Raw genomic sequence first — 21,629 nt, 5'->3', positions numbered from 1 at the left:
TTAAAGAGTTGGTGTGCCTTCTGTGTTTGCTGCATGACGATTGAGTGCAAAAAGATTCTTCGTCACAAATGTCACAGCAAACATTACGACGAGATTGACTAGCAATGCCACGACACCAATGTTCAAGTCTTTGACAACGGCTGGCCAATTTGGAAACATGGTCGCAATCGTCACTTGGAAAATGGTCACATACGCAACGGTAGACACGCCGCATATAATCCCGGCAAACGCACCGTATTTATTCACCCATGGCTTGGCAGGGAGACTGAAAAGCAATGCCGGGAATAACTGTGTGACCAAGCTGTAGCCCATTAATAACAGCGTAACGAGCGTATCTCCCCCACTCAGTGCAAAATAAAGCGAGACCAACGAGATGACAGGCACCAACCATTTGGCAATCCGGGCGATTTGTGCATCAGACGTGTGCGGAGCCATGACTTTGTACACATTTTTCGCCAAGAGTGTCGCCCCGGTCATCAATAGCATCGAGCCTGGTACGAGTGCCGTTAGCAAGCCTGCCGCTCCAATAATCCCGACTACCCACGGATCGAATGTTTGCAACGACAGACGGAGCAAGGACAAATCGCCGTCCGCCCCTTTTAAACCAGGTACTTGCAGAATCGCGGTAAAGCCGACAAAGAACACAAACAAAAGCATCAAGGTATAGAGCGGCAGCATGATCGTATTTTTGCGGAACACATTTTCATTTTTCGCTGAAAACACAGAGCCGAACGTATGCGGCCACATGTAAAAGCCAAACACTGTGACCAGCACCGTAGAAATGTACCAGGAAATGCTTAATCCCTCTTCGGGGAAAGTCAAGAAACCAGGATTGGAGGCTTGTACGGCTTCAAACATTGGCTGGATGCCCCCGTAGTAATGAAACGGAAGGTAAAGCCCAAGGAAAACGACGACAAAGAAAATCATGATGTCTTTGATCGCAGCCGTCCAAGCCGAACCGTGAATTCCCGAGATCATGACGTAAATGGTAACAGCGATGACCCCGATCCATATCGCAGCAGCAGGCGAAATCGAGCCATAGGAAGCTTCCGATACAATGATCCCAAGGCCTTTGAATTGGAGGACGAGATACGGGATAATCGCAATAACTCCGACTGCGGCGACCAAAATGCCAAGTATCGGGCTATTGTATTTGCTCACAAAAAAATCGGATTGGGAGACGAGCTTGTGCTCTTTGGCATACCGCCAAATTGGCGGCAAGAGCCAGTAGGAAATGACATAGGCGAGGGAAATGTAAGAGAGAACGTAATAAGAAGGTGCCCCTTTGGAGTACGCCCAACCGCTGCCCCCCAAAAAGGTGAATGTCGTATAAATCTCGCCTGCTACCAGCAAGAAAATAAAGATCGAACCAAAACCTCTACCGCCAACGGTCCATTGTTCCATATTCATGTCTTTCCCTTTTTGTGCACGAATACCGGAGTAAAAGGACAGCAACAAAAAGGCAAAAATAATGATCAAGGCAATATTCATTGGCCGTCCTCCTTCGTAGCAGGGTCGATTTTGTTGAGGAATGCCATGATGACGGAAGTTAAGACAACCCAGAGAACGATCCAAAATAGGACAAACGGCATGCCTAAAACATAAGGCTCAACCCGATTCACAAACGGAATTCCTCCCAGCATCCCAATGAACGGCAGTACCCCTAGCCAATCTCTCGCTTTCATGCAACTCCCCCCAGTTTGCTCGATTTGTCCCATTGCCTGTACACATCCTGGACATGTACATTAGTATTATCGAAAAATTCAAATATCTCCTTTGTTCACATGGCTAGAAAACGGAACAGGGTTTTGTGCAAGTAGCTAAAAGATGATGAAGGCATGGTGAGCGTAATGATTACTGTCCGTGAGCTCATACAAGTTGGTGGCTTTGATGAATCGTCAGTGCTTGCAGGCGCGGACTCTTTAGAAAATGAACTGCTAGGTGTCACTTCGTTTGATTCTCCCGATGGCCATAGGTGGCTGCGGGCTGGTGAATTCGTTCTGACGACAGGCTTTCCATTTCTCTCTCAGCAAAAAACATGTACGAAACGGCTGATCACGCTCATCGATGAGCTAGTCGCCATCGGCACCCCCGGGCTTGCCATCAAATTAGGTCGATACATGGAGGACCTTCCTGAAGCCGTTCTCTCCCACGCTACGAAAAAGGCTTTTCCCATTCTGTCCTTTCCGATGGATAAAGCTTGGTCGGATGTCATCGTGCCAGTTGTTCAATGCATCAATGACAAACAGCGCATCGAGCTGGATAGAACCCATGCTATTTATGAACGATTTCATCACTATTTAACGGGTGGAGCTCCGATTTCTACTTTGACAGATTTACTGTCCGATATCCTTGATGCTCCTGTCTCCATCCATGTCCCCCAGCATAAATGGAAATGGGATTCTTCTCTTGCTCCGCTCCCACTCGATCATTCTTTGGACAAGCTTTACGGTCAGCGCGCTCCGATTCGACTCACGCAAGAGCCTCTTAGCAGACAAAAAGAGGGAATCCATGTCCGGTGGCTTCTCCACGACCAAATCGTGCAGGGAACCATCATCATTGGACAGCGGGAACGTGATCTATACGCGTGGGAAAAAGTCGCCATCGAGCAAAGTGCTGCGCTCTTGTCACTTGAAATGCAGCGCCAACGAGCCATCCAGGAAACATTCCAGCGTTTTCGCAATGATTTCTTGCAACAACTCGTCAGTGGCCAGATCGTCTCACACGAAATGCTCATGCGAAAAGCCGATGAAGTCGGCTGGGAGTTGTCCGATCACTATATTGCGATGATCCTAAGCTCCTCCCCCCACGACAAGACCGGCATGGAACTTTGGCAAGAAAACCATCATCTTCTGAATGCGTTGCACAGCTTTTTTTCCTCAAATGAAGCGATTCTGTATGGATTGGATCAGGAAAATCGTGTCCTCTTGCTCGTACCGTTGTCTATTCATGTCGCTATGGAATCGCTTTCGCAATGGTTGCAGGAACAGTGCTTGAAGACGGTCACCAAGCAACTGGATCAACCCGTTTTTGCAGGAATTGGACGATATCATCCTGAACGGGAAGGCATCGTTCGTAGTTACAGGGAAGCGTTGATCAGCTTGCGAACCGCTCTACATTCTGCAAACCCAGCCAACGTCTCTTCTTTTAGCGTCAAAAGCTACCACGACTTAGGACTCGAGCGAATCATGTACGCAGACGATCCTGCGACAGAAGCACAAGCGTTTGCAGAAGAATGTCTGGGCAAAATTCAAAGCTATGATCGTGAAAAGAACAGACAGCTCTTGCAAACTTTGCAAGTGTTTTTGCAAACGGATGGCAATTACGCAGAAGCCGCGCGTCGTTTGTATGTCCATAAAAATACAATCAAATACCGCATCCAACTCATCCGGGAGTGGACCGGATTGAATGCGGAAAACGGGCACGATCAAATGCTGCTGCGCATTGCCATGACTGCACATGTCATTGGGCATCGCCTTTAATCTTGGTATAATGAATGGGAAAGTCAGGTAGGAGGAGCATCAGATGAACGAATGGTTGAATAAACCCGTGAAGACGATACAGAGACCAAAGAAACGAGGCACGGTAGAATACATCGATGACCAGTATATCGTGGTGTTCTTTACTTCCCCGCGAAAAGAGCGTGTTATTTTCTCGAGCAAGGAAGCGTTCCTTAACAAAATCGAGTTCGTGGAAGACCCCGCAACATGAGAAAAAGCCCCTGACTTCGGCACGATTTGTGCGAAGCCAAGGGCTTTTTATATGTGCGTAGGCAGCTTACGCGTAATGCTCGTCACGCAGGCGTTTGATTTCATCGCTCTCGAGGTACTCGTCGTACGTCATCATTTTATCAATGACACCCTTCGGCGTGAACTCAATGATCCGGTTCGCAATCGTTTGGACGAACTGGTGGTCATGAGATACGAACAGAAGTGTACCGTCGAACTCAATCAAGCCGTTGTTCAATGCAGTAATGGATTCCAAATCCAAGTGGTTCGTCGGTTCGTCCATGATCAGTACGTTGGCACTCGCCAGCATCATCTTGGACAGCATGCAACGAACTTTTTCTCCCCCGGACAATACGTTCGCCTTTTTCAGCGCTTCATCTCCAGAGAACAGCATGCGACCGAGGAATCCACGAATGAATGTCTCGTCTTGATCTTTGGAGTATTGGCGCAGCCAGTCAACCAGGCTCAAATCAGAGTTAAAGTACTCCGCATTGTCTTTTGGGAAGTACGCTTGGGAAGTCGTAACGCCCCATTCGAAAGAACCGCTATCAGGCTGAACTTCACCCATCAAAATTTGGAAGAAGGTTGTTTTCGCCAGCTCATTTGGTCCGACAAACGCAACTTTATCCCCTTTGTTAATGGTAAGGTGAAGGTTTTCAAACAGCTTTTCGCCTTCAATCGTCTTGCTCAAGCCTTCGATGGCTACGAGGTTTTTACCCGCTTCACGCTCTGGCTTGAAGTTAATGAACGGATACTTACGGCTTGAAGGACGAATGTCTTCCAACGTAATTTTCTCCAACAGCTTTTTACGCGAAGTCGCCTGCTTGGACTTGGAAGCATTCGCAGAGAAACGCGCAATAAACTCTTGCAGTTCCTTCATTTTTTCTTCTTTCTTCTTATTCTGATCACGAACCATTTTCAGCGCCAATTGGCTGGATTCGTACCAGAAGTCGTAGTTACCCACGTACATTTGGATTTTGCCAAAGTCAATATCCGCAATGTGCGTACACACCTTGTTCAGGAAGTGACGGTCATGGGATACAACGATGACGGTGTTTTCATAATCCGCCAGGAAGTTTTCCAACCAACGAATCGACTCGATGTCCAAGTGGTTCGTCGGCTCATCCAAGAGCAGGATGTGTGGATTACCAAACAGTGCTTGTGCCAACAGAACGCGTACCTTCTCCGTACCAGAGAGGTCCTTCATCTGCTTGTCGTGCAGGTCTGTCGGGATACCGAGGCCGATCAGCAAGCTAGCTGCATCTGCTTCGGCCATCCAGCCGTTCAGCTCTTCGAATTCTCCCTCCAATTGGGACGCGCGATTGCCGTCTTCCTCGGAGAAATCTTCTTTCATGTAAAGAGCGGTCTTCTCTTCCATGATCTCGAACAGGCGCTTGTGGCCCATAATTACCGTTTTTAACACTTCGTACTCGTCGAATTCAAAGTGGTTCTGCTTTAATACAGCGATACGCTCGCCCGGTGTCACCGAAACGTGACCGCTCGTCGGCTCGATCTCTCCGGAGAGGATCTTTACGAAGGTAGACTTCCCTGCACCGTTCGCACCGATGAGGCCGTAACAGTTACCTGGGGTAAACTTAATGGATACATCTTCAAACAGTGCGCGCTTGCCGTAGCGCAGCGTCACGTTCTGAGTGCTTATCATCGTCGCAATACCTGCCTTTTTTGAATCGTTCAAACACTTATCTTACCAGAGATGACCTCATTTTGCAAAAGATAAACGATTTCGAGCACAGCAAAAAATACCTGACTCATGAAATTGCCTGTGGCAGGGAAAACTACCATGGCAATCCAGTGGGAAGGAGGCAAAGAAATGTCCAAGCACAATGGTGTCAAGAATGAGATGGGAAAGAAAGAAAACCCTTCGCAAACCCGTACATCGAACACAATTAGCAAAGAACAGACTCGCTCCAAGCAACGTGGCGAGTAGCGAGTGCCTCCATCAAAAACCGGCCTGCGGCATATGCAGACCGGTTTATTTGCAATCAATCGGATCAAACACTGGCCTGCAACGGAACGAGAGCAGGGCGATGTGTCTGTAAAGGCTGTGAATCCACATAGATCGATACATTGTGCAATGTTACGTACACAATGCTCTCCTCTTCTACGTTCAACTCCATAAAGCGCTGCCTGCTCATTTCGGCTTCAAACACCTCATCCGTGTCCAAACGCTTTAAGTCAAGGCGAACGATCGGACCCAAGAGGGAAATATGGTTAATCTCGGCCTGAACAGATCTGGCAGACTTCCCCTCTGGCGGACGCAACGAAATCTCTACATCATGTGGGCGCATGTATCCGACAGCGGGAGCCTCCACCGCTTTATCTTTCCAATCTGTCTCGAACTCTGCTTCGCCGAGCTTGATTTTGCCATTTTGGATTCGTCCGTGAAACAGATTGACCCGCCCGAGAAAGCTGTAAACGAACGGATTCGCCGGATGATGATAAATTTCTTCGGGCGATCCTACCTGCTCTACTCGCCCTTCATTCATCACAACTACCTGATCCGCCAATTCCATCGCTTCCTCCTGATCGTGTGTGACGAACAGAATCGTCAGCCCGAGCTTCCCGTGCAGATGACGGAGCCAGCGACGCAGCTCCTGCCTCACTTTCGTATCCAAAGCGCCAAACGGTTCATCCAGCAGCAAAAATTTTGGTTCCACTGCCAACGCCCTCGCCAATGCAACACGCTGGCGCTGACCACCGGATAGCTGTGAGGGATAGCGATGTGCGAGACCATCTAGCTGCACGAGCTTTAACAGAGAATGAACCTTTTCACTGATTTCTTCCTTGCTCGGTCGGGTTTTGCGGGAGCGAACTGACAATCCAAACGCAATGTTGTCAAAGATGTTCATATGCCGAAACAAGGCGTAATGCTGAAAAACAAATCCAACCTGCCGCTCGCGCACGTCACGGTTCGTATTATCCTCTCCGTTAAAGAGGATGCTCCCCTCCTGTGGTTGCTCCAGTCCAGCGATGAGACGCAAAAGCGTCGTCTTTCCCGATCCGGAAGGCCCAAGAAGCGCTACGAGTTCACCTTCCGGGATATGCAGATTTACATTTTTCAGCGCCGTAAAGCTTTTATATGACTTCGTAATGTTCACTACCTCGATACTCATCCGGCTCTCTCTCCTGTCACGTCGTAGTGTTGTTCCTCATCCAGCTTTGCCTGCCGCTCGGTTTTCCACTCGATCAAGCTTTTCAAAATAAGCGTCACCAAGGCTAAGGCAGCAAGCAAGGTGGCTACCGCAAAGGCAGCAGCGAATTGATATTCGTTGTAGAGAATCTCCACATGCAACGGGAGCGTATTGGTCATGCCGCGAATATGACCGGAAACGACGGATACTGCCCCGAATTCACCCATGGCGCGGGCATTGCACAGTATGACCCCGTACAGGAGTCCCCATTTTACGTTTGGCAGCGTGACGCGTAAAAATGTTTGCCAGCCGCTTGCTCCGAGCGAGACTGCTGCTTCCTCCTCGTCTCTTCCCTGTGCTTCCATGACCGGAATCAGTTCACGAGCGACGAACGGAAAGGTAACAAAGGTCGTCGCGAGCACGATACCTGGAACCGCAAATATGATTTTGAAATCCCACGCCTCAAGCAAGGGCGCAGCCACACCTTGACTCCCAAACAAGAGGACAAAGATCAGACCCGCAATGACTGGAGACACGGCAAAAGGCAAATCTATCAACGTAAGCAACACATTTTTACCCGGGAACGAAAACTTGGCGATTGCCCATGCAGCAGCGATCCCGAACGTCACATTCAGCGGAACACTAATGGCAGCCACAAGCAAGGTGAGCTTGACAGCGGATAACGTTTCCTCATCTGTAATGGACGCAACGAACACCTCCGCCCCTTGCCGAAACGCTTCTGTAAAAACAGCAACAAGCGGAAGAATCAAAAACAAGCCGAGGAAGAGCAAGGCCACGATAATCAATGTCCATCGGATATAGGCCGGCTCCGTCAAATGCTTCATACGTGATACCTCCTAACGGGCCGCATCGAATTTATTGATTCTCCATTGCAAGTAGTTGATGATCAAAAGCATGATAAAGGAAATCACTAGCATGACTGTTGCAATTGCCGTGGCGCCTGCATAGTCAAACTGTTCCAGCTTGGTCATAATCAAGAGGGGCACAATCTCTGTTTTCAACGGCATGTTCCCGGAGATGAAAACGACAGAGCCATACTCCCCCAATGCTCTGGCAAAAGCGAGCGCAAAACCCGTAATGATCGCCGGTAACAGATGAGGCAAAACCACCCGCCAAAATGTATTCCATCGGGTAGCGCCCAACGTAGCTGCCGCTTCCTCCATTTGCAAATCCCAATCCTGCAAAACAGGCTGGACGGTTCTGACGACAAAAGGAAGACCGATGAATGTTAGTGCAACCCATATACCGATGGGGGTGTACGCTACCTTGATCCCCCATTCCGCCAGATACTGCCCGATCCAGCCATTTTCAGCGTAGATAGAAGTCAGGGCAATCCCGCCTACAGCGGTAGGTAAAGCAAATGGCAGATCAACCATGCCGTCAATGATCCGCTTCCCCGCAAACTGATAGCGAACCAATACCCATGCCACTAAGACACCGAACACTGCATTGAGACAAGCCGCGAAAAAAGAAGTCATAATACTCACACGAATAGAGGCAAGGACACGCGTATCCATGATCGTCCCTATGAATTGCTCCCAGCTCATCGTCGAAGCTTTTAAAAACAAGACAGACAGAGGGATCAGCACCAGAAGACTCAGGTAGACGATTGTATAGCCCATGGTCATGCCAAAGCCTGGCAAAAACCCTCTGTTGCGCAGTGATTTTCTCATGAAGGTAACTCCTCTGAGGAAAGTGTAGGTCTATGGTTTATAAAGTTGATCGAATACGCCTTGATCTGCAAAATGAGTCTTTTGTGCTTTCGTCCAGCCACCAAACAACTCATCGATGGTAAACAATTTGATTTCGGGGAATGCGGGTGTATGTGCTTGGAGCACTTCCTGCGAACGAGGGCGGTAGAAATGCTTGGCTGCGATCTCTTGGCCTTTTTTGGTATACAGGAACTGGAGGTATGCTTCTGCTACTTCTTTTGTCTTGTGCTTGTCAGCGTATTTGTCAACGATGGTGACAGGCGGTTCAGCCAAGATGCTCAAGGACGGATTCACAATCTCAAACTTGTCTTTCCCTAGTTCATTGACAGCGAGATACGCTTCGTTTTCCCAAGCAATCAGCACATCCCCAATGCCACGCTCGACAAAAGTAGTGGTCGAACCACGTGCCCCAGAATCGAGGACGGGTACATTCTTAAACAATTGTGACACGAATTCTTGTGCCTTCGCTTCATCTCCCCCATTTGTCTTCAGGGCATATCCCCAGGCAGCCAAGTAATTCCATCTGGCTCCCCCAGACGTTTTCGGGTTCGGGGTGATCACGGAGATACCAGGCTTGATCAAATCATCCCAATCTTTGATTTGCTTCGGATTGCCTTTGCGCACGAGAAACACAATCGTGGAGGTGTAAGGCGAGCTGTTGTCCGAGAGCTTCTTTTGCCAATCGGCAGGAATCAGACCGCGTTCAGCAATCGCGTCAATATCATAAGCGAGGGCAAGGGTGATTACATCTGCTTCCAAACCATCGATGACGGAGCGGGATTGCTTGCCTGAACCGCCATGTGATTGCTTGATCGTCACTGTTTGACCTGTCTTTTGTTGCCACTCTGAGGCAAACTCCTTGTTGATGTCTTGGTAAAACTCGCGTGTCGGATCATAGGAAACATTGAGCAGCTCTACCGTAGAGTTGCTGCCCCCCGCTCCATTCCCTGTTTCTGCTGGTGCAGCAGCTGAGCAGCCTGCCATAGCAGCCGCCAAAGCAACGATTCCTACGCGTTGCAGGATCGTCTGGACCTTGCCTTTCGTGGTTTTCATACAGCGTACCTTCACTCCTCTTTTAATCTATAGTATTTTACTCGGAATACTCTGTTATTGAAGATTATACCTGCCTTTTTATTCCTGTCAACGATATTTCCATCTACCCTATGCTAGGCAGGTAGGCCACGTTCAAATGTTACTTGCCTATCCAGCAAATTTGGGCCCGCCCGTTCTGTCATTTTCAAAAAAATAAGCCTTCCCGTTGAATGGGAAAGCTTTTCCGATCAGACTTTGGCACTGGCATATTTCATCCGGTCAAAAGCAAAAAGATCGGCGTCCGAATGACTTCCTTTTGTAATCAGATCACTGATGATTTGCGCGCCGATAGTCGAATAAACGGTTCCATTCCCCCCATACCCTAGCGTGAACAAGCAATGGGGATACCCCTCCTGCTCCCCAAACAGCGGGAGTCCGTCATGCGTTCCGACAAAAGTAGCTCCCCAATAATATTCGGCTCGCATGGGAATCTGCGGAAATAACTCTTGAATCTTTGCGAGCAATTGATCACGCTTCTTAAGGCTAGAAGCATCCCTCTTTTGCAAGTCGTTCAATGGCTCATCAAGTCCTCCGACAATGATTCTCCCATCTGGACAAGTGCGGATATACAAATAGGGACGGGCTGTTTCCCAGATTAAACATGCATGCGGCCAACCCGTAAGCGCTTCGACTTGATTAGTCACGATGGAAAACGAGCTGGAAATGACAGCATTGGCATTACGCTTCATGGATTGTGCCTCATAGCCAGTTGCAAACACAGCACGCCTGCACTTGATTGTGTGCCCACTTTTGGTATAGACCAAAAGCCCTCCGTCCTGTACTTTTTGATGCACGACTTCCGTGTTTTCGTATACGCGCGTCCCTTTTTTTACAGAGTGGGCGATCACACCGTTGGTAAATTTGTACGGATTGAGCTCCGCATCTCCCTTGGAATAAATAGCCCCTGCCTTTGAAAAGGAGAATCGCTTCTCTATATCTGGTCGGTCAAAATACGTGACTGGGAAGCCATACTTCTTCAATAACTGGTACTCTGTACGCAAGCTCTCCGCATCGGCTGGTTCGCTGGCATAGTACAGGCTGTCACGCCTTATGTAATCTGGAGATTGGTCTAGCTGCCCAGAAATTTTTTCTAATTCATCAACCGCCTGCCGGGTCAGCTCGTAAAAACGAACTCCTTTTTGCTCACCGAAAGAATGGATACAGGCTGTCAACGTTTTGTCATTGCATATTTGCAGCAAACCGGTGTTAGCGCTGCTGCTGCCCCCACTCACCCGCCGTTTATCCACGAGGATGACATCCACATCATGCTGCTTCAGATAATAGGAAACGAGTGCACCTGCCTCACCGCCACCAATGATCAGGACATCACACTTCACGTCCTCGGTCAGAGCGGGATATAGGGGTGGCGCTGGCAATGTTTCTGGCCAATACAGTTTTCCGGTCACGAGTATCATCAGCATGTCCCCTCAGGCTGAAAGTATCAAAACGGACGTTACTTCAATTCTCAACCATAGGATAACCAACACGCCAACAGGCATCCGCTCTCCTATCGCAAAATTCATTGGTTATACGTTATGATGGGTGTCAGAAGGAGTGATTGCGCTTGACTACGGTATACGTAAAGCTTCCGCATGAACATGCAGTTGTTCGAGAAATCGATGGGACGGATGAACTACAGGAGCTGGTGGGTGGTGATTATGAGGTAGTAGATGATGACCATCTGGAGGGTATCTCCCTCATTGTGAATGAAGATGCTCGCGGGGTACAAGCGAACAATTTCCCTATCACATCAGACGGATTTTTAGACTGGGTCTATGGACCTTGCGTATTCGTCAAAGCAGATGGACGTTCGTTGACAGCTGACGATCTTTCGAGAATTGACCAGTTTTTATCCGCCAAAGGATGAGGATTTAATCAAAGCAAAGACCCCTGACGTATCAGCTCACGCCCATTTACACGGCTGATAATCAGGGGTCTTGTATTTTTACTCGATTGAACTAGCTCTTGAGACCGCTGCTGCCGAAGCCGCCCGCTCCTCTTTCTGTCTCATCCAGCTCATCGACTACTTCGAACTGCGCGACTGGAACGATTGCAATGACACCCTGTGCAATCCGGTCCCCTTTTTTGATCAAGTAGCTATGTGCATCGACTTCTTGTTCAACAGTTACTTCGTTTTCGCCAGCGCCCAGACATACCTTGCCACTTTTTCCGGATGCGATCCGAATGTTATCGATCAGTACGCATACTTCACCGCGATAGCCTGCATCAACAGTCCCCGGTGCATTGGACAAGCGCAGCTTTGTTTTAGCACTGATCCCGGAGCGAGGGCGCACTTGCAATTCAAATCCTTCCGGAAGCGCGAACGCCAAGCCTGTTGGAACTTTTGCAGATTGGCCAGGGGCAATCAATGTATCCTCTACCGCGACCAGATCAAAGCCCGCGTCCATTGCTCTCGCGTACGCTGGGATCACGGCGTCTTGGTGGAGCTTTTTAATTTTCACCTGCGTAACCAGGCGCTCATTTGTCATGTTCATGTAATCGTCTCTCCTCTGTAGCCTGTCAGCTGAATACCATTCATAGTGTACAGGATGCGTCCACTTCCAGCAAGAAGCACGGAATTTCATAAAAACCTCACAAATCCCTTTCTTTTTCAGCGCTTTTAACAATGGAATGTGGTATAATCACCGTTGCATCTAAAATCACAATTGAAAAGAAAGGTGGAATTGTACCTTGCAAGTACAAAAACCATATCGCATTTTGTTGTATTACAAGTATACTCCTATTGAAAATTATGAGGAGTACGCAGCCGAGCACTTGCAATTTTGCAAGGATAACGGTCTGAAAGGGCGGATTATCGTAGCTCCGGAGGGCATTAATGGAACCGTATCCGGTACGATTGAACAAACCGACGCCTACATGGAATATGTGCGAAAAGATCCACGTTTTAGTGATATGTGGTTTAAAATAGATGAGTCGGAAGAACATGCGTTCAAAAAAATGTTTGTGCGCCCGAAAAAAGAGCTGGTAACCTGGCGTTTGGAAGAGGATGTTGATCCGAATAAACTAGTCGGCACCTATCTGAAACCAAAAGAATGGTACGAAATGATGCAGGAAGAGGACGTCGTGATTCTCGACGGTCGCAACTACTACGAATACGATTTGGGACATTTCCGTGGTGCGATTCGCCCCGAAGTGGATTCATCCCGTGAGTTCCCTGAGTGGATTCGTGAAAACATGAGCCAATTCAAGGATAAAAAAGTCCTCACCTACTGCACAGGCGGTATTCGTTGCGAAAAGCTGACAGGTATATTGCTGCAACAAGGCTTTGAAAATGTTTACCATCTTGAGGGCGGAATTGTCACGTATGGAAAAGATCCAGAAGTCCAAGGACGTCTGTGGGATGGAAAATGCTACGTGTTTGACGAACGCATCTCTGTGCCGATCAACCATACCGAAGAAGACGTTGTCATTGGCCGTTGCCATTACTGCGGTACGGTGGAAGACCGCTATGTAAACTGCGCGAACCCATTCTGCAACAAGCAGCACTTCTGCTGCACAGAATGCGAGACAAAATTCAAGCGCTCTTGCTCCGATGAATGCCGCGAGCACCCTCGCAACCGTTATGTAGAAGCGGAAGAAAAAGCGAAGCTGCAAGCTGCTGGATCAAACGCATAATTTGATAGGAACACATGCAAGCTGATTCTCTCGTAGAGTCAGCTTGTTTTTTATAGACAAAAGGTTCACACTCCCCTCGCTTTCCCTTTACCTGAATTTGGTACTATAATAAATAATTAAATCATTCGCAAAAGGGGATACATTATGTCATTGATTCATGAAACAAGCATTCTCGAATGGCAAGCTGCAATGACAGCCGGAACCACGACTTCCCGGGAACTGACCCTCGCCTTTTTAGAGCGGATTGCCACCTACAACAAACAAGGCATCCGAATCAATGCTATTTGTGAGCTAAACCCAGATGCACTGGCGATTGCAGAGTCACTGGATCGGGAACGAGCGGTGTCAGGCAGTCGCGGGCCGCTTCACGGAATCCCTGTACTCATCAAGGATAACATTGCGACCTCTGACAAAATGCACACGACGGCTGGAGCTCTAGCTTTAGCAGATTCGTTTGCCTCTGCGGATGCATTTGTTGTGACCAAGCTCCGAGAGGCGGGCGCCGTCCTTTTAGGGAAAACAAATCTTACGGAATGGGCTAACTATATCTCCAATGACATGCCAGATGGCTATAGCTCGCGCGGTGGACAAGTATTGAACCCATACGGTCCTGGTGTACTCGAAGTCGGCGGGTCTAGCTCGGGTTCAGCTGCTGCGATTGCCGCAGGATTTGCCGTTGTGGCAGTCGGTACGGAGACTTCTGGGTCCATTCTCCACCCAGCGGAGCACAATTCGCTCGTGGGAATCAAGCCTACGGTTGGCTTAATCAGCCGTTCGGGTATCATTCCGATTTCTCATAGCCAAGACACAGCCGGACCGATGGCGAGAACCGTGACTGATGCAGCAATTTTGCTTGGCGCGCTTACTGGGATAGATGAAAATGATCCGGTGACTGGAAAAAGCGAGGGTCTAGCACATACCGATTACCTCCCCTTCCTCGATGCAGATGGATTGCGAGGTGCGCGCATCGGCGTTGTACGCTCCAGGTTTTTGGCTGAGTGTGATGACGAAGAAATCGCCTTGTATGAAGCAGCTATTGAAAAGCTCAAAGAGGCTGGCGCAACTGTCATAGATGCGGTCACCATTCCGACAGAAAATGCCAAGTGGGATAGACAAGTTCTGGTGCATGAATTCAAGGTAGGCGTCAATGCGTACTTAAAAACCTTACCAGCCCCCTACCCGATCCGCTCCTTGCGGGATGTCATTGCCTTTAATCGGGCACATGAGGAACAAGCCCTGCTTTACGGGCAAGAGCTGCTGGAAGAATCCGAGCAAACAAGTGGTACGTTGACAGAGCCGGAGTATCTGGCGAATCGCCTGTTCGATTTGGAAATGACACAGAAGCAAGGCCTTGATGCTGTCATGAAGGAGCACGAACTCGATGCCCTCTTGTACCCCGGCAGTACGGGTTATGCTATCCCGGCCAAAGCCGGTTACCCTTCGATTACGGTTCCAGCTGGCTATACTTCCGCGGGCAAGCCATTCGGCATCATGCTAACTGGATTGGCATTCCAGGAACCTACCCTGCTTCGCCTGGCCTACGCTTATGAGCAAGCAACTCGACTGCGTATAGCTCCGAGTATGACTACCGTGTAAAGGAAGCACAGAATGAACCACAGAATGAACCGATATTACGGACTTTTTATTGGCACAGCAATCCCTTTCAAGCATCTGAAGAAAATCATTCGCAAATTCAACTATGATTACTATGGCAAAGCCAGCCCAGAACGACAGCAGGACTTTATCGAAATAATTCCAGAATTCCACATCAGTCACTCTCATAATCCACACCATTGGCTAGCGTGTATCATGGTGGAACCTGCGTTTTTGAACAGATTTTTAGAAATCGTAAACAACCTAGATTTCACTTTCATCCTTTGCCAGTATCGTCACGGTCATTTTCAAACGATAATGAATGAAATCGAGTATAGTGTTACGAGCTATCGCTCCTTGGAAGATGTCGTCTATCTGCTATTCGAAGATGAAGATGATATCGAAGGGAAATTCGCTAAAAAACTGCGCACGCTCCCACTCGAAAAACAATTTGCCTCAGCCCCTGGAATCAAAACGAGCGAAGAATATCAATATCTGCTAGATACATGGGTAAAGGAAGTACTCGCCTATCCAGCAAAAAACGCATGAGACCCTTTTGGCCCCATGCGTTTTTCCCATTCTACATTGTCTTGCTTTCTTGCTCCGCTTTACCGAGTCGGTCCTGGAACAGCTTGCTCAATTGACCGATATTTACTTCCCATTCCTCATCCTTGTAATAGACAGTCGCTTTGTTTTCGCCCTTTTTGCCTACGATGCGAATACTCGTTGTCTTCACTTCATAGGTGCCATCTTCCTTGAAGGAAATATCGGCATCCTTAAGCTCTTTGTCCAAGACTGGTGTAATCGTCTTATCGACGACTTCCTGTGTAGCTACGGCTGCTTGACGTCCCATTTGAATCACTTCTTCAGGACTGAATTGGAAAAACAACACGAGCACAACACCAATAATAGCAGCGAGCGAAATAATTCGAATGATACTTCGCACCACCCATTGGGCAGCCATGATGATGAGTATGATAGCTAGCGCAATCGGCCAGTAATCTTTGATCAGCTGAAGTATTTGGTCCACGTCTATCCCTCCTTCGATTTCAGTCTCGCCAAAAAATATCGAAACCAAATCTTCTTACAGAAAAAAACCGTCTCAGCAAAGCGGACGGAATCGCGAAAATGGGTTGTCTCTCACTAATTCTCGTAAAAAATGCAAACTCCTGCTCTCATTTTCAATCGTTTTAAACGAATTTTGCCATTATATTCATCTTTAATAAAATAGAAACAGGTGATATAGGATGAAACAAAATCTGTATGATCAACTGGATTTTTATCAGGACTATCAAAAGCTCCGTCTGTCCGGTGAATCGGAGAATGATATAATCGAACAGCCTGCTTTTCGCGGTTGTCTCCCCTCCCTGAAAGGATTGCGTGTACTCGACCTCGGATGTGGTGGCGGACAGTTCGCCAAGTACTGTGTGGAGCAAGGAGCAAGTGAAGTGATCGGTGTTGATCTCTCTCACAACATGCTGGAGTATGCCCGGACGAACAACAGTCATGAGAACATTCACTATCTACATGGCTCCCTGGAGGACATTGCGCTTGCCGATCATGACTACGATCTCATTACGAGCTCTCTTGTCATGGACTATGTTCGTGACTATGAGCACGTGATCAACAAAGTAAGCCGCGCCTTGCGCAACGGAGGCCATTTCGTTTACTCGACACTCCATCCGCATATTACTGCTCGCAAAAAGGTCGAGGGTTGGGTACGCGACGAAGAAGGGCAGAAGCATTTCTGGCCCTTGGATAACTACTTGGAAGATGGAGAGCGTGAAATGCACATGATGAGCGGCAGAAAGGCCCTTTTTTACCACCGCTCCATGTCCACTGCCGTCAATACGTTAATCCAATCGGGGCTTACCCTGCAAGAGATCATCGAGCCAACCTGCACACCAGAAGGACTCCTTTTGCAGCCGCATCAGATTTCAGAAGTAAGAAGACCGACGTTTATTATTTTCAAGACGCAGAAGACTTTTTGAAATGAATGGTTAAAAGCCCGGAAGAATGCATCCGGGCTTCACGAAAATTGTTTACATAATAACTATTATGTATCTTTAATATCATACTTTTCTTATTTTTTTCCATTCCCATCCAGAGCTTTGGCATAATACTCTTCCTGAATATACTCCGGCACCATACTCCCACCAGTCGCCCATACGATGTGGGTCGCCTTTTTCATTTTCTCCGTTAGACCTTGCTTCTCCAAATACATCCGCCCTGTCTCCTGCTGAAACAATCTAACAGGTCCTGGCATACCAGCCAATGCAGACGGCTCCAATCGAATGGACTCATGATCGCGCAAGGCTCGCAACAAGGCATATAGCTCCTCGTCGTCCACGGTAAACACGCCACTCAGCAGGTCCTCCATCATTTTTCCTACCAATCGGGAAGGTCGACCAACTGCCAGACCATCTGCCTCTGTCTTGTTGTCTATCCCGAAATCTTGAACGGAAACTTTGTCATGGAGCCCTGTCATTAAACCTAGCAGCATGCAAGGAGAATGAGTCGGTTCCGCAAAAAAGCAATGAACATGGTCACCATAAATAAGCTTTAACCCGTATGCTACACCACCAGGACCACCACCAACTCCACACGGAAGGTAGACGAACAGCGGGTGATCACGATCTACTTTTATTTGTTGTTCCTCTAGCTGCCTTTTCAATCGTTCGGCTGCTACTGCATAGCCGAGGAATAATCGCTTGGAGTTCTCATCATCGATGAAGTAGCAGTTCGGATCGGCTTCAGCCTGCTTCCTGCCCTCTTCCACGGCTTTTCCGTAATCCGATGCGTACTCCACAACCTGAACCCCTTTTGCCCGCAGCAATTCCTTTTTCCATGCTTTAGCGTCCGCTGACATGTGTACAGTGACTTGAAAACCGAGCTTCGCGCTGATGATCCCGATGCTCAAACCGAGATTCCCTGTCGAGCCTACCGCAATGGAATAACGGGAAAACAGTTCCCGGAACGCATCCGAGGCCAAAATAGCATAATCCTTGTCCGGTTGCAGCATCTGATGCTTTTGGGCCAATTCTTCTGCATGTGCCAGCACCTCGTAGATGCCGCCCCGTGCTTTGATCGAACCTGCAATAGGCAAATGGCTGTCGCATTTTAACCAGAGATTCCCTTGTATATTCGTCGCAAATCGAGACTCCAGGTGCTTTTTCATCTCTTTTATCGGAACGAGTGGGGACTCGATCAGTCCACCAGCTTCTCTCGTCTCGGGAAAAGCCACTTGAATGAACGAGCCAAAACGCCGCAAGCGTTCTTCTGCATCATGGACTTCCTCTGGCCGAACGGAGAGAGCTGCTTTTGCGATCTCGTCATAGCTAGGGTTCGTCCAGAACACTTCCTCCGTCGCCATCATGTTATGGAGAAGCGGATATTTCGTTTTCCACTCCTCTATTGTCAGCCCTTCCACCTTTTCGTTGTTTCCCATCTTGAACGAGCCCCCTATTCTTTCCATCTTCTTTGTTATTATAACGAAATATTACAAAACTTCTTTTGGAAAACCAAATAAAAATTACTGATGAATCCACTCATTTGATACAATGGTCGTGATAAAGAAGTCGACTGTACCAAAAAGGAAAGTGATAACATGTATCGCTATACCATATGCTTTCTCAAACATAGAAATGGGATACTCATGCTAAATCGCAACAAATCACCGTTGATGGGGCTATGGAATGGCGTAGGCGGTAAGCTAGAGCACGGAGAGACTCCACTGGACAGTGTCCTTCGCGAGGTTCGGGAAGAGACGGGCATTTTGCTAGAAACCGCTTGCTACAAAGGAATTGTCTCTTGGCTAGTCGATGGAATGGAAACGGGCGGTATGTATGCATTTCTCGCTCATCTTCCGGAAGACTACGAGCGCTCTCAAACTCCACAGCTCGTGGAAGAAGGCATACTTGACTGGAAAGAGCTAGCGTGGATCTTGGACCCGGACAACGCTGGCGTCCCAGAAAACCTTCCCATGTTTTTACCATACATGTTGGAAGAGGCTGAACCTTGTCAACATTTCTTTACGTACGAAAATAACCTGATTGTCAACTACGAAACAGCTCCATTGCCAAAGCCGGTAACAACCTGAATCGGAGGAGAAACACGGATGGAAATTCGCAAGCTTGCAGCACAGGAACAACCACCACTGGATTTACTCTTATTGGCTGACCCTTCAGTCAGATTGGTAAAAGATTATTTACAACGAGGTCAGTGCTATGTCGCTCTTCTGGAGGAGAGCATCGTAGGCGTCTACGTCTTGATTCCAACCAGACCGGACACGATTGAACTCGTGAATGTTGCTGTCGATGAGGCCCACCAAGGGAAGGGCATTGGCAAAAAGCTCGTTCTTCATTCCATTGAAGTAGCAAAATCTCTCGGTTATAAGACGATCGAGGTCGGCACAGGGAATTCTAGTGTGGGTCAGCTTGCCCTTTATCAAAAGTGCGGATTTCGGATGAATTGGATCGATCGGGACTTTTTTTTGCGGCATTATGAGGAAGAGATTTACGAAAACGGGATTCAGGTGGTAGATATGATTCGCCTCTCTCAAGATATTTGAGAAGATTGTCTAGAAACAGTGTGAACCGAATGAGTATACATAATTTATATTATGTTATCTTAATGTACGTTATCTTTTTATAGGAAAAGGTGATGCCAGTGATCACGCATTTTTCTAAATTAACCTTACAAACTGTGTCCATCCAAGGGGTACATCAGGTTTACGCAGACCGTCTCGGCTTTCCGATTTCATCTCAATCAGACAAACAGATTACGTTTCAAGTCACTCCTGATTTTCGTTTAACCTTTCAAGAAGTGTATGAGCCGATTTCCCCCGCCCATATTGCGTTTCAAGTGCCTTATTCCCTCTTTCATGAATCAGCGAAAAAGATCAAAGAATCTGGTCTTTTGATTGTTCGATGGGAGGATGGGCATGACATTGATCAGGAAAAACAACGGATGAACTTGTATTTCCGCGATGGAGACGGGAATCTTCTTGAAATTATCGCCCACGAGTATGTGTCAGAAGAGGTCGTCAAGCCGTCCACTCCCCTGCACATTATATATTTACGGGAAGTGGGCTGTCCTGTGGAAAGCGTGCCTGTCTTTACCCAATGGCTAAAATCGAATATAAGCCTGAAAACATACGAGGATGGTGAAATTTTTAACTTCGTCATCGGGGGCACGGCACATATCGTAGCCACATGGAAAAACAGGCCTTGGATTCCCATTGCGATGAAAGCGTTACCACCAAAAATGCACGTCACTTTTGGAACACCTGACCAAACGTTCCTGCAAAAAGTACGGAGGCGCTTTGAAAAAAGTAATGTCCTATTCCATTCGGATGCCCATGAGCTTACGTTCGTCCGGGAAGGATACTCTTTTTCTGTTATCCATACACCCGATTTCGCCCCTGACATCCCGAGTAAATTGCAATTACCTCTTTCTATCTCCACCTAGCAAATACAGCGGCAGACGAGGACTTCAGACGTTGTCCTTGACTGCCGCTGTTCTGCTTTCACGCTATCCTCTAGCGACCTTTCTCTTTAAAAGTGGCTCACGACCTTCGCGTCCTTGTGTTTTCGCAAGGTAGACGGCATATTCAAGCGGGCGAGTAATGGCATTCTTGTACTGCTCCATTGCCCCCATCTCCCGGAAAATTTCCCGAGCTGGTTTGGGATTCACTTCGATCAGCCACGCACGACCCTCTACATCGATGCCAATATCCAGTCCAAATTCAACCATCCGTCCAAAATGATCCTCGAGTGTTTCTGCTGTTTGAAAAGCGAGCTGTTCGCAATCACGTACGATCTGCGCAGTTCGCTCCTCCCCAAACCTCGGTCGGAGAAATACCGAAACAGGAATAGCTTTTCCACCGCCATGCAGATTAGAGGTGGCACTGCGTTCTGGACCCACGCGAATCCCATGACCTGTAATGCTCCATTCACCCTGCCCATTCTTTTGAATCAAGAGGCGCATGTCTACTGCACGCGAAGGAACCAGCTGCAAACGAAGCCCTTGCTGAACGATGTATTTCTCCTGTCTCGTCCAACGATCTACCCATCTCTGGGCAGCGGCTTTGTCTCTTACTACTGTGGACACTTTCGCCCTTTGCTTATTACGTCCGAGCAGTCTCAGTTCGTCGCCACGCTTTTCAATGGACAAGATGTTTCGACCCCCTGTTCCATTGAGTGGCTTTACGTAGAGCAATGGATGCTTGCCTAACATGTTTACGAGGCTTTGACGGTTATAGAGGTAGGTCTCCGGAAGCCAGCGATGCATTCTGGAGTCCCGATGCAGCACCTCATGTACTCGCCATTTGTTAGCCAATCGATTGTTTGCGTACAAAAAATTACTCGTCCGCCGAAAGGCCACGTAGTTCTTAAACGCCTGTGTCGGTGTATAACGGTACCGGTCGAATACAGCGTCTGGACGATCAAATATCCTTGCTTGCCAGCCGCCACTCTTCCCCGGGACATACCCTCTCACCTGCTTGCCTGATCCCAACACGTCGTTAGGTGAAAACAAGAAAACGGTACAGCCCAGTTCTTGTCCAGCCTTGAGCAGTCGCCGAAAATAGGTTGGCTCTGCAAAACGTGTGCCTTCCCGCCAAGTCAAGATGCCGATTATGGGTCGTTTCAAAAGACCACCCTCTCTCGTTTCCTCCTTGGCAGTTTATTCAGTCT

General features: G+C 48.1%; 22 protein-coding genes. 10 read left to right on the top strand and 12 right to left on the bottom strand.

What is annotated here, in order from left to right; genetic code table 11:
* Positions 1-1,491, bottom strand: coding sequence for a sodium:solute symporter family protein (locus tag FB479_RS12180; protein WP_142065293.1), 1,491 nt, complete (start codon positions 1,489-1,491; stop codon positions 1-3).
* Positions 1,488-1,685 carry a DUF3311 domain-containing protein gene (locus FB479_RS12175; protein WP_026043050.1) on the bottom strand — a complete coding sequence of 66 codons (198 nt, stop codon included), beginning with the start codon at positions 1,683-1,685 and terminating at the stop codon, positions 1,488-1,490. The genes FB479_RS12180 and FB479_RS12175 overlap by 4 nt, the downstream gene beginning before the upstream one ends.
* Before the next feature lie 153 nt (positions 1,686-1,838).
* Here FB479_RS12175 and FB479_RS12170 point away from each other — a divergent pair, with 153 nt between their 5' ends.
* On the top strand, positions 1,839-3,482 hold the full coding sequence (locus tag FB479_RS12170; RefSeq protein WP_142065291.1) for a PucR family transcriptional regulator: 1,644 nt from the start codon (positions 1,839-1,841) through the stop codon (positions 3,480-3,482).
* A 43-nt stretch (positions 3,483-3,525) separates the two neighbouring features.
* On the top strand, positions 3,526-3,711 hold the full coding sequence (locus tag FB479_RS12165; RefSeq protein WP_047069069.1) for a hypothetical protein: 186 nt from the start codon (positions 3,526-3,528) through the stop codon (positions 3,709-3,711).
* 66 nt (positions 3,712-3,777) lie between these two features.
* Here the strand turns inward: FB479_RS12165 and FB479_RS12160 are convergent, their stop codons facing one another.
* The 6 genes from FB479_RS12160 to FB479_RS12135 form a co-directional block, all read right to left on the bottom strand.
* Complete coding sequence (locus FB479_RS12160) at positions 3,778-5,391, bottom strand: ABC-F family ATP-binding cassette domain-containing protein (RefSeq protein WP_047069488.1); 1,614 nt, start codon at positions 5,389-5,391, stop codon at positions 3,778-3,780.
* Between the two features lie 349 nt (positions 5,392-5,740).
* Positions 5,741-6,862: a sulfate/molybdate ABC transporter ATP-binding protein gene (locus tag FB479_RS12155; RefSeq protein WP_106653097.1), complete on the bottom strand. Its 1,122-nt coding sequence runs from the start codon at positions 6,860-6,862 to the stop codon at positions 5,741-5,743.
* A complete protein-coding gene (gene cysW, locus FB479_RS12150; protein WP_106653096.1) occupies positions 6,859-7,725 on the bottom strand; it encodes a sulfate ABC transporter permease subunit CysW in 867 nt (288 codons plus the stop codon). Before cysW ends, FB479_RS12155 begins: the two co-directional genes overlap by 4 nt.
* A gap of 12 nt (positions 7,726-7,737) precedes the next feature.
* Positions 7,738-8,574: a sulfate ABC transporter permease subunit CysT gene (gene cysT, locus FB479_RS12145; RefSeq protein WP_142065289.1), complete on the bottom strand. Its 837-nt coding sequence runs from the start codon at positions 8,572-8,574 to the stop codon at positions 7,738-7,740.
* A 30-nt stretch (positions 8,575-8,604) separates the two neighbouring features.
* Positions 8,605-9,597: a sulfate ABC transporter substrate-binding protein gene (locus tag FB479_RS12140; RefSeq protein WP_370511684.1), complete on the bottom strand. Its 993-nt coding sequence runs from the start codon at positions 9,595-9,597 to the stop codon at positions 8,605-8,607.
* A 296-nt stretch (positions 9,598-9,893) separates the two neighbouring features.
* On the bottom strand, positions 9,894-11,120 hold the full coding sequence (locus FB479_RS12135; protein WP_106653093.1) for an NAD(P)/FAD-dependent oxidoreductase: 1,227 nt from the start codon (positions 11,118-11,120) through the stop codon (positions 9,894-9,896).
* A 149-nt stretch (positions 11,121-11,269) separates the two neighbouring features.
* On the opposite strand from FB479_RS12135, the gene FB479_RS12130 reads away from it, so the two are divergent.
* A complete protein-coding gene (locus tag FB479_RS12130; protein WP_142065285.1) occupies positions 11,270-11,572 on the top strand; it encodes a DUF3846 domain-containing protein in 303 nt (100 codons plus the stop codon).
* Positions 11,573-11,663: 91 nt separating this feature from the next.
* On the opposite strand, the gene dut is transcribed toward FB479_RS12130, so the two are convergent.
* Entirely contained in the window at positions 11,664-12,200 is a 537-nt protein-coding gene (dut, locus tag FB479_RS12125) for a dUTP diphosphatase (RefSeq protein WP_106653091.1), read from the bottom strand.
* Between the two features lie 196 nt (positions 12,201-12,396).
* Between dut and trhO the strand changes: the two genes are divergently transcribed.
* The 3 genes from trhO to FB479_RS12110 all read left to right on the top strand — a co-directional run bounded on the left by trhO (position 12,397) and on the right by FB479_RS12110 (position 15,483).
* A complete protein-coding gene (gene trhO, locus FB479_RS12120) occupies positions 12,397-13,341 on the top strand; it encodes an oxygen-dependent tRNA uridine(34) hydroxylase TrhO (RefSeq protein ID WP_106653090.1) in 945 nt (314 codons plus the stop codon).
* A gap of 144 nt (positions 13,342-13,485) precedes the next feature.
* Complete coding sequence (locus tag FB479_RS12115) at positions 13,486-14,937, top strand: amidase family protein (protein WP_142065283.1); 1,452 nt, start codon at positions 13,486-13,488, stop codon at positions 14,935-14,937.
* 12 nt (positions 14,938-14,949) lie between these two features.
* A complete protein-coding gene (locus FB479_RS12110; protein ID WP_255438366.1) occupies positions 14,950-15,483 on the top strand; it encodes a hypothetical protein in 534 nt (177 codons plus the stop codon).
* 31 nt (positions 15,484-15,514) lie between these two features.
* Here FB479_RS12110 and FB479_RS12105 read toward each other — a convergent pair whose 3' ends face one another.
* Positions 15,515-15,964, bottom strand: a complete 450-nt coding sequence (locus tag FB479_RS12105) for a hypothetical protein (RefSeq protein WP_106653088.1) — start codon at positions 15,962-15,964, stop codon at positions 15,515-15,517.
* A 217-nt stretch (positions 15,965-16,181) separates the two neighbouring features.
* Here FB479_RS12105 and FB479_RS12100 point away from each other — a divergent pair, with 217 nt between their 5' ends.
* On the top strand, positions 16,182-16,925 hold the full coding sequence (locus FB479_RS12100; protein WP_142065281.1) for a class I SAM-dependent methyltransferase: 744 nt from the start codon (positions 16,182-16,184) through the stop codon (positions 16,923-16,925).
* Between the two features lie 92 nt (positions 16,926-17,017).
* On the opposite strand, the gene FB479_RS12095 is transcribed toward FB479_RS12100, so the two are convergent.
* Complete coding sequence (locus tag FB479_RS12095) at positions 17,018-18,382, bottom strand: D-serine ammonia-lyase (protein ID WP_142065279.1); 1,365 nt, start codon at positions 18,380-18,382, stop codon at positions 17,018-17,020.
* Between the two features lie 159 nt (positions 18,383-18,541).
* Between FB479_RS12095 and FB479_RS12090 the strand changes: the two genes are divergently transcribed.
* The 3 genes from FB479_RS12090 to FB479_RS12080 all read left to right on the top strand — a co-directional run bounded on the left by FB479_RS12090 (position 18,542) and on the right by FB479_RS12080 (position 20,403).
* On the top strand, positions 18,542-19,033 hold the full coding sequence (locus FB479_RS12090; RefSeq protein WP_142065277.1) for an NUDIX hydrolase: 492 nt from the start codon (positions 18,542-18,544) through the stop codon (positions 19,031-19,033).
* Between the two features lie 18 nt (positions 19,034-19,051).
* Positions 19,052-19,504 carry a GNAT family N-acetyltransferase gene (locus FB479_RS12085; RefSeq protein WP_142065275.1) on the top strand — a complete coding sequence of 151 codons (453 nt, stop codon included), beginning with the start codon at positions 19,052-19,054 and terminating at the stop codon, positions 19,502-19,504.
* A 98-nt stretch (positions 19,505-19,602) separates the two neighbouring features.
* A complete protein-coding gene (locus tag FB479_RS12080) occupies positions 19,603-20,403 on the top strand; it encodes a VOC family protein (RefSeq protein WP_106653157.1) in 801 nt (266 codons plus the stop codon).
* 63 nt (positions 20,404-20,466) lie between these two features.
* Here the strand turns inward: FB479_RS12080 and FB479_RS12075 are convergent, their stop codons facing one another.
* Positions 20,467-21,585 carry a YheC/YheD family endospore coat-associated protein gene (locus tag FB479_RS12075; protein ID WP_142065273.1) on the bottom strand — a complete coding sequence of 373 codons (1,119 nt, stop codon included), beginning with the start codon at positions 21,583-21,585 and terminating at the stop codon, positions 20,467-20,469.
* Positions 21,586-21,629 lie beyond the last annotated feature (44 nt).

It is taken from the genome of Brevibacillus sp. AG162, assembly GCF_006715575.1.
GTDB classification, from domain to species: Bacteria; Bacillota; Bacilli; order Brevibacillales; family Brevibacillaceae; genus Brevibacillus; species Brevibacillus brevis.
Note: the sequence above shows the minus strand (reverse complement) of the source record. Positions and strands in the feature narration are given on the sequence as shown.